This window comes from Saccharothrix sp. NPDC042600, from assembly GCF_040647305.1.
Taxonomy (GTDB): Bacteria; Actinomycetota; Actinomycetes; order Mycobacteriales; family Pseudonocardiaceae; genus Actinosynnema; species Actinosynnema mutabilis.
Map to the genome: position 1 here is coordinate 1 of NZ_JBEZBW010000009.1, position 13,977 is coordinate 13,977.

12 protein-coding genes are annotated in these 13,977 nt (G+C 72.6%); 5 read left to right on the forward strand and 7 right to left on the reverse strand.

Features of this window, described 5'->3' with window-relative positions:
• Window positions 1-133 precede the first annotated feature (133 nt).
• From AB0A74_RS09200 to AB0A74_RS09210, 3 genes are read right to left on the reverse strand one after another with little or no spacing between them, the layout of a single operon-like run.
• Complete coding sequence (locus AB0A74_RS09200; RefSeq protein ID WP_358248312.1) at window positions 134-727, reverse strand: DUF4232 domain-containing protein; 594 nt, start codon at window positions 725-727, stop codon at window positions 134-136.
• Window positions 724-1,605, reverse strand: coding sequence for an alpha/beta fold hydrolase (locus tag AB0A74_RS09205; RefSeq protein WP_358248313.1), 882 nt, complete (start codon window positions 1,603-1,605; stop codon window positions 724-726). The genes AB0A74_RS09200 and AB0A74_RS09205 overlap by 4 nt, the downstream gene beginning before the upstream one ends.
• On the reverse strand, window positions 1,602-3,068 hold the full coding sequence (locus AB0A74_RS09210; protein ID WP_358248314.1) for an NAD(P)/FAD-dependent oxidoreductase: 1,467 nt from the start codon (window positions 3,066-3,068) through the stop codon (window positions 1,602-1,604). The genes AB0A74_RS09205 and AB0A74_RS09210 overlap by 4 nt, the downstream gene beginning before the upstream one ends.
• Window positions 3,069-3,139: 71 nt before the next feature.
• Here AB0A74_RS09210 and AB0A74_RS09215 point away from each other — a divergent pair, with 71 nt between their 5' ends.
• Window positions 3,140-4,153: an AraC family transcriptional regulator gene (locus AB0A74_RS09215; RefSeq protein ID WP_358248315.1), complete on the forward strand. Its 1,014-nt coding sequence runs from the start codon at window positions 3,140-3,142 to the stop codon at window positions 4,151-4,153.
• 59 nt (window positions 4,154-4,212) lie between these two features.
• On the forward strand, window positions 4,213-5,061 hold the full coding sequence (locus tag AB0A74_RS09220) for an SDR family NAD(P)-dependent oxidoreductase (protein ID WP_358248316.1): 849 nt from the start codon (window positions 4,213-4,215) through the stop codon (window positions 5,059-5,061).
• On the opposite strand, the gene AB0A74_RS09225 is transcribed toward AB0A74_RS09220, so the two are convergent.
• Together AB0A74_RS09225 and AB0A74_RS09230 are read right to left on the reverse strand one after the other, a co-directional pair.
• On the reverse strand, window positions 5,001-5,795 hold the full coding sequence (locus AB0A74_RS09225) for an alpha/beta hydrolase (protein WP_358248427.1): 795 nt from the start codon (window positions 5,793-5,795) through the stop codon (window positions 5,001-5,003). The two genes, AB0A74_RS09220 and AB0A74_RS09225, sit on opposite strands and share 61 nt — an antisense overlap.
• Window positions 5,796-6,475: 680 nt before the next feature.
• Entirely contained in the window at window positions 6,476-7,414 is a 939-nt protein-coding gene (locus AB0A74_RS09230) for a lysyl oxidase family protein (protein WP_358248317.1), read from the reverse strand.
• A gap of 131 nt (window positions 7,415-7,545) precedes the next feature.
• Between AB0A74_RS09230 and wecB the strand changes: the two genes are divergently transcribed.
• Entirely contained in the window at window positions 7,546-8,655 is a 1,110-nt protein-coding gene (gene wecB, locus AB0A74_RS09235; RefSeq protein WP_358248318.1) for a UDP-N-acetylglucosamine 2-epimerase (non-hydrolyzing), read from the forward strand.
• Here the strand turns inward: wecB and AB0A74_RS09240 are convergent.
• Entirely contained in the window at window positions 8,581-9,930 is a 1,350-nt protein-coding gene (locus tag AB0A74_RS09240; RefSeq protein WP_358248319.1) for an FAD-dependent oxidoreductase, read from the reverse strand. The genes wecB and AB0A74_RS09240 overlap by 75 nt on opposite strands.
• Complete coding sequence (locus AB0A74_RS09245) at window positions 9,930-10,730, reverse strand: glycosyltransferase (RefSeq protein ID WP_358248320.1); 801 nt, start codon at window positions 10,728-10,730, stop codon at window positions 9,930-9,932. Before AB0A74_RS09245 ends, AB0A74_RS09240 begins: the two co-directional genes overlap by 1 nt.
• Before the next feature lie 331 nt (window positions 10,731-11,061).
• On the opposite strand from AB0A74_RS09245, the gene AB0A74_RS09250 reads away from it, so the two are divergent.
• Together AB0A74_RS09250 and AB0A74_RS09255 are read left to right on the forward strand one after the other, a co-directional pair.
• Window positions 11,062-12,459: a sugar transferase gene (locus AB0A74_RS09250; protein WP_358248321.1), complete on the forward strand. Its 1,398-nt coding sequence runs from the start codon at window positions 11,062-11,064 to the stop codon at window positions 12,457-12,459.
• A complete protein-coding gene (locus AB0A74_RS09255) occupies window positions 12,441-13,931 on the forward strand; it encodes a putative glycoside hydrolase family 15 protein (protein ID WP_358248322.1) in 1,491 nt (496 codons plus the stop codon). The genes AB0A74_RS09250 and AB0A74_RS09255 overlap by 19 nt, the downstream gene beginning before the upstream one ends.
• Window positions 13,932-13,977: the final 46 nt, after the last annotated feature.

Consider the following 13,977-nt stretch of genomic DNA (forward strand, 5'->3'; position numbering starts at 1 on the left):
AAAACTTTTTGGCCCAACCCCGGGAAAATGTGGTAGCCCTTCGGGCGGGCCATACGGAGATGACACAAGCAAGAAGCCCGGCTTGGGTTGTGTCCCCTCCGGTGGGCTGCCCGCTACTCCGGTGGGCTGCCCGCTACGCGGTTCGCCAAGGGGCTACGCCGATGCGGCCCGTGCTGCCCAGGTCGATGGTCACCGCTGGGGCGTCCACCCGGCTCGGTTCGCCGTTGGGTGGTAGGCGCGGGGTGAAGACCTGGCGGGGTGTGCCTGGGGTGGGGGCGATGTCCAGTCGTGCGCCGACCTGGGGTGGTTCGGTGGTGTTGTCGTAGGTGTTGCGCCACAGGAGGGCCGACGTGGCGTGTGCCCCCGGCTGGAGGACGACCTCGGCGGGTTGGGCGGCGAACGAGTCGACCGCCGAGATCTCCGCCGACGCCGGGCCGTTGAGCACCCGCACGTTCAGCGGCCGGCCCTCGGCGTCCAGCAGGCGCACGTCCGGGTAGCCGGTGACGCTGTAGGGCTCGGTCCCGCAGTTGAGCATCTTCAGGGTCAGCACCCGCAGGCCCGACGCGGCCTCCGACTCCAGCGCCGACACCACCACGCCCGACGTCGGGCACCGCGGCGCCTCGGCCGTGGGCGTCAGGGACAGGTCACCCGATCGGGCGGCCACGGGCGGTGTGCCGCACGCGCCGACCAGCAGCAGGAGCGGCAGGAGGACCCGGGGGTTGATCACGACTCGATCATGGCACAGGTGGTCACGAAGTCCTTGGCCAGCGCGGTGAACTCCTCGACGCGTTCGATCTGCGGCATGTGGCCGGTGTCCGGGAACAGGTGGCTGCGCGCGTGCGGCAGGGTCGCCACGGCGGCGTGGAAGTGGCGGACCGGGAGGACGGTGTCGCGGTCGCCCCACACGACCATGACCGGTTTGCCCGCCTTCGCCACCGCCGCCAGCAGGGCCCGCCGCCAGCCCGGGAAGCTGCCCGCCACCGGCGCCCCGAGGGTCAGCAGGGTGCCCACGAACGTGGCGCGGAAGTCCGGCTGCCTGCCGACCTTCGCCGCGTGCCGCACCAGCTCGGCCGTCGCGAACGCCGGGTCGGCGAACAGGGCCTGGTTGAGCGCCAGACCGGCGTCGCGGGCCAGCGGGCGGAAGCGTGCGCCGAGCACCGGGAGCGCCGAGAGGACCCCGTAGAGCATGGGGCGCAGGGGCAGGTTGGCCTCGCGGCCGAAGCCGGCGCTGTTGACCAGCACCAGCGACGCCACCCGGTCGGGGTGCGTGGTGGCCACGGTCATCGAGACCGCGCCGCCGAGCGAGTTGCCCATGAGGTGCACGGGTCGGCGCTCGCCCAGGCCGTCCAGGACGCCGATGACGGCCCGTGCGAACGTCGGCAGGCCGGGCCGGGCGCGCAGCTTCGGGGTCAGGCCGAAACCCGGCAGGTCCATGCCGATCACGCGGAAGTCGGCGGCCAGCCGGTCCTGCGCGTCCCGCCAGTCCTCCAGGCTGCGGCCGATGCCGTGCACCAGCAGGAGGGGTGTGCCGTCCTCCGGCCCGCAGACGCGCACCCGGACCGCGACGCCGTCCACGGGGACGATCGTGGTGTCGGTGGCGGTCACCGGACGGCCGCCGGCCTGGTCGCACGGGTGCCGGCGAGCTGGTCGCCGATCTCGCCGCGCAGCGTCTGCACGGCGTCGATGACGTAGTTCTGCCGCACCCGCCACGGGCTGCGGTCGCCCTGCCCCGGGAAGTCCCCGATGGACCGCTGGACGTACCCGGAGGCGAGGTCCAGCAGCGGTTGCCGGGCCATCACGCGGTCCGGTCGCGGCACCACCGAGCTGAACCCGTTGCGGTCCAGGTGGTCCAGCACCCGGCACACCAGCCGCGACGACAGGTCGGCGCGCAGCGTCCACGACGCGTTGGTGTACCCGATGCACACCGCGAAGTTCGGCAGCCCGGTGATCATCGCGCCGCGCCACACGAACTGCTTCGACAGGTCCACCGGCGTGCCGTCGACGCTGGGCGCGATCCCGCCGAACGCCTGCAACCGCAACCCGGTCGCGGTGACGATGATGTCGGCGGGCAGCACCTCCCCGGACTTCAGCCGGATGCCCTCGGGCACGAACTCGTCGATGTGGTCGGTCACCACGGACGCCTTGCCCCGGTTGACCGCCTTGAACAGGTCGCCGTCGGGGATCGCGCACAGCCGCTGGTCCCACGGGTCGTACGTGGGCGTGAAGTGCTCCCGGACGGCCGCCGGGTCCTTGAGCGACTTGGTGGAGAGCTTGGTCAGCAGGTTCCGGGCGGCGCCCGGGAAGCGGCGGCAGAACTGGTAGAAGCCGGTGCCGAACGCGATGTTCTTGGCCCGCGCGAGCCGGTGGGCGAGGTCCGCGGGCAGGGCGGAGCGCAGGGCGTCGGCGATCTTGTCGCGGCCCGGGACGGGGCTGATCCACGTGGGCGAGCGCTGGAGCATCGTCACGTGCGCGGCGGTGTCGGCCATGGCGGGCACGAGCGTCACGGCGGTCGCGCCGCTGCCGATGATGACGACCCGCTTGCCCGCGTGGTCGAGGTCCTCGGGCCAGAACTGCGGGTGGACGACCCGGCCCGCGAAGGACTCCCGGCCGGGGAACTCCGGGTCGTGGCCGCGGTCGTAGTCGTAGTAGCCGGCGCACGCGTAGAGGAAGCCGCAGGTCAGCGTGCCGCCGTCGGACAGGGTGAGGGTCCACCGCTGCTCGGCGGTGGACCAGTCGGCGGCGACCACCCTGGTCCGGAACCGGATGTGCCGCTCGATGTCGTGCTCGGCGGCGGTGCGGCGGATGTAGTCGCGGATCGACGGCCCGTCGGCGATGGCCTTGGCGTCCCGCCACGGCGCGAACGGGTAGCCGAGGGTGAACATGTCCGAGTCGGAGCGGATGCCGGGGTAGCGGAACAGGTCCCACGTGCCGCCGATCGCGTCCCGCGCCTCCAGGATCGCGTAGGTGCGGCCGGGGTGCTCGGTGCTCAACCGGTACGCCGCGCCGATGCCGGACAGGCCCGCGCCCACGATCACGACGTCGAGGTGGGTGGGTTCCGTGGTCGCCATGCGTCACAGTGTGCTGAACCCGTCGGTTCCGCTTCTTGACTTCGCACGACAACTATTTGACCCTGGACGACATGTCGGTGGTCCGGTCGGCCGGGTTGCGCGGGTTCCGCGCCACGGTGGCCGAGCTGGGCGGGCACGCCGACGACTACGCCGCCGCCGCGGGCCTGCCGATCGCCGCGCTGGACGTGGACGACCTGCTGGTGTCCGACCGGGCGGTGGTGGCCGTGCTGGAGATCGCGGCCGAGGCGTTGCGGTGCCCGGACCTGGGGTTGCGCGTGGCGTCCCGGCAGGACTTCGGCATGTTGGGGCCGCTCGCGTTGGCCATCCGCAACTCGCCGACCGTGGCCGACGCGTTGGAGTGCACGTCGCGGTACCTGTTCGTGCACGCGCGTTCGCTGAGCCTGACGATGGAGGACGACCCCTACGGGGCGCGGGGAGTGGCGGCGCTGCGGTACGGGCAGCCGCCGTGGTTGCCGGTGTCGGTGCAGGCGACGGACCTGGGGTTGGGGTTCCTGCACCGGGCGATCCGGTTCCTGGTGGGCGGGTCCTACGGGCTGCGGTCGGTGGAGCTGCCTTACACGCCGGCGTCGCTCGGGGTGTACGAGGAGTTCTTCGGGACGACCGTCCACACGGGACGGCCCGCGCCGATGTTGCGGGTGCCGCGCAGCCTGGCCGCGCAGCCGTTGGCGGGCGGGGACGAGCGGGTGTGGCGGCTGGCGTTGGCGTTCCTGGCCGAGCAGACCGCGGGGGAGGGCGCGTCGCTGGCGTTGCGGGTGCGCGGGGTGGTCGTGCAGTCCCTGGGGACGGTGCCGCCGGAGGTCGGGGCGGTGGCGCGGCTGGTGAACGTGCACCCGCGGACGTTGCAGCGGCGGTTGGCGGCGGAGGGGACGACGTTCGCCGAGATCCTGGACGACGTCCGGCGGCAGGCCGCGTTGCGGTACCTGACGACGACGGACATGCCGATGAGCCAGGTGGCGGGCATGTTGGGGTTGTCGGAGCAGTCGGCCCTGAGCCGGTGTTGTCGCCGGTGGTGGGGCTCGACGCCCAGTGCCGTCCGCCGCGACGGCGTCCCGTTGTCGTCTTGAGTCAAATCTCTGTCGCGCGGGGTCAAGTTTCGCTCTTGGTGACCCGGCACGCTGGTCGCATGGACAACTACCGGTTCAGCGGCGGCACGGCGGTGGTCACCGGGGCGGCGAGCGGTATCGGCGAGCACCTGGCGCACGGGCTGGCGGCGCGGGGCAGCGACCTGGTGCTGGTGGACCGCGACGCCGACCGGCTGAAGTCGGTGGTGGAGGCGATCGGTCGGCGGTGGCCGGGCGTGGCGGTGGACAGCGTGGTCGCCGATCTGTCCGATGTGTCCGGTCTGGCGGAGGTGGTGTCGGGCATCCTGGCCGGCCACCCGCGGATCACGCTGCTGGTCAACAACGCCGGGGTGGCGTTGGGCGGTGAGTTCGACCAGGTCAGCGCCGAGGAGTTCGACTGGGTGATGGACGTGAACTTCCGCGCGCCGGTCGCGTTGACCCGGCTGTTCCTGCCGCGGCTGCTGGCGTCGCCGGGCAGTCACGTGGTGAACGTGTCGAGCCTGTTCGGGCTCATCGCGCCGCCGGGGCAGGCGGCGTACTCGTCGAGCAAGTTCGCGCTGCGCGGGTTCTCCGAGGCGCTGCGGCACGAACTCGCGCCGCGCGGGGTCGGCGTGACCACCGTGCACCCCGGTGGCATCCGGACGCGCATCGCGGAGTCGGCGCGGGTCGGGTCCGGCGTGCCCGCGGACCAGGCGGCGCAGGGGAAGGACGGGTTCGCCAAGCTGTTGAGCTACCCGGCGGACAAGGCGGCGGAGCGGATCCTCGCCGGTGTCGAGAAGCGCAAGGGGCGGGTGCTGATCGCGTTCTCCGCGGTGGCGCCGGACGTCCTGGCCCGCCTGTTCCCGACCCGCTACATGGCGGTGCTCAACTTCCTGCGCCCGGCCGCGGCCCGCAACGCTTCCTCCGGTTGAGGTTCCTTCAGTCGGGGTTCGTCCGGTTGGAGTTCGTCCGGCTGGGCCTCGCGTGCCCACCGGGCCAGACGGGGTTCGACGGCCGCGTAGACGTCGGGGTCCAGGCCCATCCCGGTATGGGTGCTGCGGACTTCGACGCACTCGGCGGACGGGTCGCGGCACAGGTCCGGCGGCGCGACGATGTCTCGCGCGGAGAACAGCGCCAGGGCGTGGACTCCGCGCGGTAGCGGGGCGGCGAGCGCGGCGAAGTTCGTGTCGTAGCAGTCGCCGGCGAAGCACTGTTCGTTGAGCAGCCCCGGGATGCCCCAGGCGGACGCCCGCGCGAGGAACCGCGCGACCTTGACGACGGTGGGGTGCGCGCCCAACGGATCGAGCACCGGACTGCCCAGCATCACCAGCCCTCGCACCAGGTCCGGCCGTCGAGCAGCCACCAGCCGGGCCAGCCACCCGCCCCGGCTCTGCCCGAACAGGACGACCCGGCCACCGGTCGCCTCGACGTGCTCGGCGACCCGTTTCTCCAACCGCTCCACCAGTTCGGTGGTGCACCCGACGTTCAACCCGATCCGAGCCCCGACCGGCCGGTACCCCCGAGCCCGCAACCACCGTGAGGCGACGGCGAGGCTCCGGTCCCCGAACCCGAACCCGGGCACCAAGACCACGCCGACCCCACGCCCCTGCCGCGGATCGACCCGCCGCCAAGCGGGGTGCCGCAACAGCCGCGGCAGTTCCAACATCGCCACCAAGACGACCTGCTCACCCGCGAAAGCGCGAAAAGCCCGAGTCGCGCGCCCCGCATGACCGCTGAACGTCCACACGTCGCACCCCTCCCACCGGCGGCAAGTGTGGTCGGGGTACCCACGCGACCGGCCATGTCACGCGCAAGGGGGAAACAATTCGCCAAGCGGCCCACCGACCCCGTCAACCGGCACCACGGCGGTCGTGACACGCGCAATGAGAGCGCGACCACGACCAGGCCATCCCTCCGCCCGCCCGCCCCGCCGCGACCCACCTTGCCCATTTCACCTGCGAGGCGAGCGGCGGGCGGGGCGGTGCGTGCGGCGGGCGGCCGAGGTGTGCGGCGGCGGGCGCGGCGTGTGGCGGCCTGTGGGCATGCGAGTGCGGCGGCTTCCCGGCTGCGGCGGTGCGCGGCAGCGGGCGGTGGGCCGCGGCGGCGGGTGGCTGCTGTGGCTGGCGGCTGTGGCGGCTGCGGGCGGGTGGCTGTGGCGGGTGGCTGTGGTGGCGGGTGAGAGGTGAGGTGGGGAGGGGCGAGGCTGGTGGGCCGGGGAGGGACTGGGGGCCGTTGACCGCGCTCCTTGTTTACGGGACGCGCGAAGGCGGGTTTGGTCGCGGATCCTGTATGTCACTCGATTGGGGGTTTCTTCCAGCCCGCCCAACCCGCCCCCATCAACACAGCTCAGCGCTGTGCACACCGCTCCTCACCCGGACAGCTCCGAACAAGCTTCACCTTGGGCGCGGCCGTGATGGCTGCGGGTGGGTTCACCGCCCCGCCGGGCCACTGCAGGGAGATGGCCATCGACGACACGTTGTTGCCGTAGTCCTTCTCCACCAGGCTCCGGTCCGCGTTCACCACGTTCACCACGTCGTACACCCCCGACGGCACGTGCGTCACGTCCAGCCACTGGAAGTCCACCTCGTAGTCGTAATCGTCCCCCGACCCGACCGAGATGCCCTGCTTCACGTCCACCGCCAGCGGGTCGCGCCGCTTGCACATGTTCTCCCGCAGGAACACCGCCAGCTCACCCTCCGGACTGGACAGGTCCTGCGGCCTCGCCGGCAGTTCGCGCGCGTCGCGGGTCGCGTAGCGGTCGCCCAGGCAGAAGCCGTTCTTGCGGTCGTTCGTCAACGTCACGCCGTCCGGCGTGCGCAGCATGAAGTGCTCGAAGTCCAGCAGGTGCCAGTGCTCGTGCGTCGCCGCCGGCTCGTAGTACACCGTCGCGGGCAGGTCGTGCTGCGCCTCCTCGAACGACCCCGGGATCGAACGGTCCACACCGGACTGGAACGCCTGCCGCGCGCGCATCGTCGGCTCCTCCGGCGACGACCGCCGCGCGTAGATCACCAACGGACCGTCGCCCACGTTGTCCGCCGACGTCGTGAACCGCAGCCGCACCGCACCGGCCGGACCGCTCGCGAGACAGGCGCCGTTGGCCGACAACGGGTCCTCCACCAGGCACACGTCCCAGTCCCGGCACTGGCCCGGGTCGCGCGCCGTGCCGCCGGGGCACCCCACGGGCGCCTGTCTCAGGTCCGGCAGCAGGGGACCGGATTCGGCCGGTGCGCCGAGCGCGGCCACGGTCATCGCGGCCGTCGCGGCGGCCTGGAATTTCCTGATCACCGGAACAACTTAGTGCCACCAACCAAAAACGACACCCACGTTCACTCGATCGACTGAGGTGCAAGGGAAAGCTCCGCGGCAAGACTTACCTTCCCCCGCATTCCGGCCACCCTACGAAGGAGAACCCCACGGTGGACACCGTCACGCTGGTGTGCGGCACCCGCCCCGAGCTGATCAAGCTCGCGCCGCTGATCCGCCTGTTCGGCCCGCGCGCCACGCTCGTCTACACCGGACAGCACTACGACCGCGCCATGTACGACCTCATCCGCCGGGACGTCGCCGAACCCGGCAGCTTCCACGAATTCGCCCTCGGCGGCGCCCGGCGCGGCGCTCAGCTCGGCCTGGCCACCAAAGCGGTGGACGACGTGCTCAAGGCCCACCCCACCACGTCCGTCGTCGTGCAGGGCGACACGACCTCCGCGCTCGCGGGCGCGTTGGCCGCCAACGCCAACAACACCCCGCTGGTGCACGTCGAGGCGGGCCTGCGCAGCTTCGACCGGGCCATGCCCGAGGAGCACAACCGGGTGCTCATCGACCACCTCGCCGACCTGTGCTGCGCCCCCACCCCGCTCAACGAGCAGAACCTGCGCGCCGAACGCATCCCCGCCGACCGGATCGCCGTCACCGGCAACACCGTCGTCGAGGCCCTGGAGACCGCCCTGCCCGGCCCCGACGCCGAACGCGCGGTCCTGCACGCCCACGGTCTGCGCCAGGACACCTACGCCCTGGCCACCATCCACCGCCCGGAGAACGTGGACGACCCGGGCAACCTCGAAACGATCCTGCGCCACCTGGCCGACCTGCCGATCCCGGTCGTCCTCCCGCTGCACCCCCGCACGGCCAAGCGCGCCGAGGAGCACGGCCTCACCGCGCTGCTCCGCGCGCTCGTCGTCATCGAACCGCAGGCCTACCCGGACTTCCTGGCCCTGGCCCGCGCCGCCGCCGTCCTGGTGTCGGACTCCGGCGGCATCCAGGAAGAGGTCAGCGTCCTCAAGCGACCCGTCGTGGTGGTGCGGCGCAGCACCGAACGCCCCGAGATCGAGGGGACGTTCGGCACGCTCGTCCCGCCGGGACCCCGCATCGGCCGCGAGGTGCGCCGCTGGCTGGACGACGTGCCCGGCCACCGCGCCCGGTTGGCCGGGATCCCGTCGCCCTACGGCACCGGCTCACCCTCGGTGCGGATCGCCGCCGCCCTGGAGGACCTGGTCGGCCGGCCCCTCGGCCTGCCCGCCCTGGTGTGACCCCGGGCCGCGAACCGCGTCGTCCAGCAGCGCGACGACGCGGTTCGCCAGGCCCACGCTGGAGTTCCAGCTCGTCACCGACGGGTAGACGTGCGCCGTGGTGGCCAGCAGCAGCGGGGTGCCGGCGACCTCCAGCGGCGGCCGGCGCTCCAGGTACCCCAACGGGTACACCGGTTCCACGAACGGCGCCTTGAACAGCCGCACCTCCTCGACGTCCGCCGAGGTCAGGTCCGGGTACAGCCCGACGAGCTGCTTGGTCCACCGCGCCGCGACCCGCGCGTCGTCCTCCCGGTACAGCGCGGACTCCCGGTCGGTGTACTTCATGACGTACACCAGGTGCCGCCCGTCCAACGGCCCGGCCAGCGCGGACATCTCGATCACGCCGTCGAAGTCCGTCCCCGACCGCACGACCGGCGCCCAGTAGTGCCCGGACAGCGGCCGCCGCAGGAAGAACAGCGCGTTCACCACGCCCTGGTACGCCAGCCGCACGTCCGGCAGCAGCGGGGCCAGCGCGGGGTCGGCGACCGACCGCAGCACCGGCAGCGGCAACGTCGAGACCACCCGGTCGGCCTCGACCACCTCGTCCGAGACGAGCACCGACCCGTCCCCGCGCACGCGGGTGACCGGCGACGACGTCCGCACCACGCCGCCGGCGTCCTCGATGGACCGGCGCAGCGCGTCGATGACCGTCCGGTACCCGCCGGCGGGGTAGCCGCGCACCGACACGTTGGACTCCCGGCCCAGCCGCTGCCACAGGTACAGCGCCGGCACGTCCCCGAAGGCCGCCCCGAACTTCGACCCGAACATCGGCGCGAGCAGCGAGTCCCACACCCGGTCGCCGTACAGGCCGCGCAACCAGTCCTCGGTGCGCAGCCGGTCCAGGTCCCGCCCGCGGCCCAACCGCCGCAGCAGCAACGACACCGCGCCGAACCGGACCCGGTCGCGCAGCCGCAGCGGCGTGAACCGCAGCAGGTCCAGCGCGGAGTTGAACGGGTGGTGCCGCCCGCCCACGACCATGCCCATGCTGGTGCGCCGCCACGCCACCGACTCGCGCAGCCCCACCTCGCCCAGCAGCCCCAGCAGGTCGTCGTCGGTGGGCATCACGCAGTGGTAGAACCGCTCGACCCAGCCGTCCCGCCACGGGGTGAACGTCCCGAGCCCGCCGAGCTGGTCGCCGCCCTCCAGCAGGGTGACCTCCGCCCCCGACCGGGCGAGCCGGTGCGCGGCGGCCAGCCCGCAGATACCGCCACCCAGGACGGTGACCCGGGTGCCCATCAGAGCGGCCGGTACGGGGCCGGCGCCAGGCGGTCGCGCATGAGCAGCTTGAGGTACTGCGCGATGGTCCGCCGCAGCTTCAGCTTGCTCGGCCCCTGCTTGCGGTCGTAGCGCAGGGTCAGCGGCACCTCGGCGATCACCGGCCGGCAGTGCCGCAGCTTGAGCAGCAGCTCGACCATGCAGGCGAACCCGCGCTCCTCGACCAGCCGCTCGCCCCAGTGCTCGGCCGCGCGGGCCAGCAGCGACACCCGGTAGGCGCGGAACCCGCTGGTGAAGTCGCGCACCCCGGCCACGTCCAGCACGCGCCGGAACAGCACCGCCGCGCCGCGCGAGAGCAGCCGGCGGAACGCGGGCGCGGTGGCGTCGTCGCCGCCGTCGACGAACCGGGAGCAGATCACCACGTCCGCGCCGGCCTCGATCTCCCGGCGCAGCGCGGTGATCAGGGCCGGGTCGTGGGTGTCGTCGGCGTCCATCACGACCACCAGGTCGTCGGGGGCGGCGACCTCCAGCACGGCGCGCAGGCCGGACTGCACCGCCTGCCCCAGGCCCAGGTTGACCGGGTGCCGGACGACCTTGACGTCCAGGCCCGCCACGTCGTGGACGCAGTCGGCGGTGCCGTCGGAGGAGCCGTCGTCCACCACCCAGGCGGTGACCTCCTCGGTGCGCGCCACGTCGGCGAGCCGGCGCAGCAGCGGCGGCAGCGACTCCGCCTCGTTGTAGGCGGGCAACACGACGTGCGCACGTCCCCGTGTGCGAATCGTGGCGGGCGCGCCGGGCGCCTCCCGTTCGTCGACTGCCACTCTGCCGACCCCATTTCCGTTGTTCCGGATGACCGGGCCAGAATTATTCGCCTGGGAACTCGAACCGGGTTCCACCCACCCCCGTCTTCCCGGTGGCTCGATCGGTGACGGGAACCCGTACGACACGACTGCTTTTGTCGCTGAACAGGAGGATGTGATCTCACCAAAGAGTGAACGGGAGGTCTGCAATTCGTTCTTCCCAGCGGTAAGTAGTCGGAATTCTCTTTCGAGTGAACTCGGTCGGATTACGAAAGGACGTCGTCGGAATGTGCTGTGGCGTGGTGTTGGCGCTGTGGGGGCGGGCACTCGTCACCCGGGAGGGTGGCCAGTGGTGAACCAGGTGGGCACGACGGCCCCCGCGCCGCCGCGATCGGGCCGGGTCGGGCCGGAGGCGCCGCGCGACCTGCTCGGCCGGGTGAACGCGGTCGCGGTGCTGCTGGTCGTGGTGGACGTGGCGGCCCTGGCGGTGGTCGCGCGGGGCCTGCCCTGGGCGTGGGCCGCGGTCGCGGCGGGCGCGCTGCTCGGCGTGCGGGCGTCCTGCCGGCTCTACCGGCGGCGGCTGTGGCTGTCCTGGCTGCACGACGTGCCGCGCTCGGCCGTCGCGACCGCCACGGCGTTCGCGCTGGTCACCGGCGTGACCCTGGTCGCCGGGACACAGCCGGGCACGACCGCCGAGGTCCAGTGGGCGATCGTGAACTTCACCTTGTGGAGTGAACCTGCTCGCCTGTTCGTGTTCGCCTTCGGCCGCTGGGCCCGCCGGCGGTTCCACCGCTGCGACCGCACGATCGTGGTCGGCGCGGGCAAGGTCGGCGCGACGCTGACCGCCGCCATGCTCCAGCACCCCGAGTACGGCCTGCGCCCGGTCGGGTTCGTCGACCCGTCGCCCGCGCTGGACCCCGACGAGCTGCCGCTGCCGCTGCTGGCGGACAACCTCGCCGACGCCATCACCCGCCACCGCGCGGGCTCGGTCGTGCTCGCCTTCTCCCGCGCGACCGACTCGCCGCTGGTCAACGCCGCCATCACCGCCCACCGGCTGGGCTGCTCGATCTTCGTGGTCCCCCGGATGTACGAGCTGCACCAGGACGGGCCCGACGTCGAGCGGCTGCGCAGCTTCCCGCTGGTCCGGCTGAGCACCGCGCCGACCACCCGGCCCAGCTGGTGGGTCAAGCGCGGCGTGGACGTGCTGCTCGCGGGCCTGTCGCTGGTGGCGCTCGCCCCGGTCATCGCCGTCTGCGCGCTGGCCGTGCTGGTGGAGAGCGGTCGGCCGGTGATCTTCCGCCAGGTCCGGGTCGGCATGGACGACCGCACCTTCGTCCTCTACAAGCTGCGCAGCGTCCGGATGACCGGCGAGGACGATTCCCAGATCCGCTGGTCGGTGGTCGGCGACCGCCGCGTGGGCCCGGTCGGGCGATTCCTGCGGCGGACGTCGCTGGACGAGCTGCCGCAGTTGTGGAACATCCTGCGCGGCGACATGTCGATTGTCGGACCCCGTCCCGAACGACCGGGTTTCGTGCGCGAATTCTCGGCCGTCCACGACCTATACTGGGCGCGGCACCGGGTGCCGACCGGATTGACCGGACTCGCGCAGGTGCACGGGTTGAGAGGGGACACCTCCATTGTCGACCGGTCGCGCTACGACAACTACTACATCGCGAATTGGTCGTTGTGGCTGGACGTTCGAATCCTGTTGCTGACGGTGGGTGAGCTGTTGTGCCGAAGGAACCGCTGATCTCCGGTCGTCGGTGGCGCGTGGCCGTGCGGGCGGGGCTCGCCGCGGTCGTGCTCGCGGGCTCGGTGTGGCTGCCCGGTTACGCCGGGCAGTGGCTCGCCGAGCCCGAGGGGGAGTCCGCGCCGCTGCCCGCCGACCCGCAGCCGCTGGCGCCGCCGCCGAAGCCGCTCGCGCCGTGCGCCTGGTGGTACGGCATCGGCGAGCCGCCCACCTACGCGGACCTCAAGTTCGCGTCGCAGCACTACGACCTCGTGGTGCTCAACGCGACCGAGACCGCGGCCATGCGGCGGCTGCGCAAGCTCAACCCCAAGATCAAGGTCCTGGTCTACAAGGACTTCTCCAGCACCCGCAACTACCCGGGCGCGGTGGACGGCGGCAAGGACGCCGCCTACCTGCCCAGCGGCGTGGGCTACATCGCCGCGCAGAAGAACCACCCGGAGTGGTTCGCCGTGGACACCGCCGACCGCCACATCGAGTGGAAGGGCTACCCGCTGCACTGGCAGATGACGGTGTGGGCGGAGTCCTACCAGAAGGCGTGGGCGGAGGCGGTCACCGCCGAGGTGGTGCGCGAGGGCTGGGACGGCGTGCTGGCCGACAACGACTTCAGCTCGCTGCGGTACTACTCGTCGGCGGTGCTCAAGGGCACCGCCGACGCCGCCGACACCGACCGGCAGATCCGCGAGGGCCTCGACCGGTTCCTGCAGATCGCGGGCGACTCGCTGGCCCAGGCCGGGAAGATGCTGATCCCGAACGTCTCCGAGTCGCACCTGACGCCGGGGCGGTGGTCGGCGCACTCCCGCTACAGCGGGGCGATGGAGGAGAACTTCGGGCTGCGCGAGAACACCGGCGGCGGCGAGCTGCTGACCTTCCGCGGCAACGAGTTCAAGGAGCTGCGGGCGCAGGCGGCGCTGGGCGAGTCGTGGCTGCTGCTGGTGACGCGCACGCACAGCCTGCGCGAGGAGCGGGTCGGCTACGCGACGGCGGCGCTGCTGGCCGGGCCGTACACCTGCTGGCACGGGGCGTCCACCCAGACCTACCGGGACCCGGACTGGTCGGCCTACCAGGACTCGGGGCTGGGGGAGGCGGTCGAGGCGGCGAGCCAGCTGGCCAACGGGGTGTGGACGCGGACGTTCACCAACGGGTGGGTGGCGGTCAACCCGACCGCCAGGACCGTGAAGGTCACCCCGCCGCCGGGGATGACGACGATCGAGGGGACGCCGGTGTCCGGCGCGGTGGAGCTGCCCGGCGCGGACGCGGCGGTCCTGGTGAAGGCCCCCGCCCCCGCCACCACCCCGGCGCAGACCACCACCACGCCGGCCCAGCCGACCACGTCCACCACGACCTCCACCACCACGCCGAGCCCGACCACGACCACGACCACGACCGCCCCGACGACGACCACGACGACCGGGACCACCACGACGACGTCCACCGCGACCCCGCCACCACCGCCACCCGCGCCGACCGGGTGACGTCGAGGTCCGGCGGGGCGGGTGGTCCGCGGGCGGGCCGGGTCGT

Excerpts from the sequence above, each read along its gene's own strand:
- AB0A74_RS09210 (WP_358248314.1), bottom strand. The coding sequence starts at position 3,068 with ATGGCGACCACGGAACCCACCCACCTCGACGTCGTGATCGTGGGCGCG.
- AB0A74_RS09215 (WP_358248315.1), top strand. The coding sequence starts at position 3,140 with ATGTCGGTGGTCCGGTCGGCCGGGTTGCGCGGGTTCCGCGCCACGGTG.
- AB0A74_RS09220 (WP_358248316.1), top strand. The coding sequence starts at position 4,213 with ATGGACAACTACCGGTTCAGCGGCGGCACGGCGGTGGTCACCGGGGCG.
- AB0A74_RS09225 (WP_358248427.1), bottom strand. The coding sequence starts at position 5,795 with ATGTTGGAACTGCCGCGGCTGTTGCGGCACCCCGCTTGGCGGCGGGTC.
- AB0A74_RS09240 (WP_358248319.1), bottom strand. The coding sequence starts at position 9,930 with ATGGGCACCCGGGTCACCGTCCTGGGTGGCGGTATCTGCGGGCTGGCC.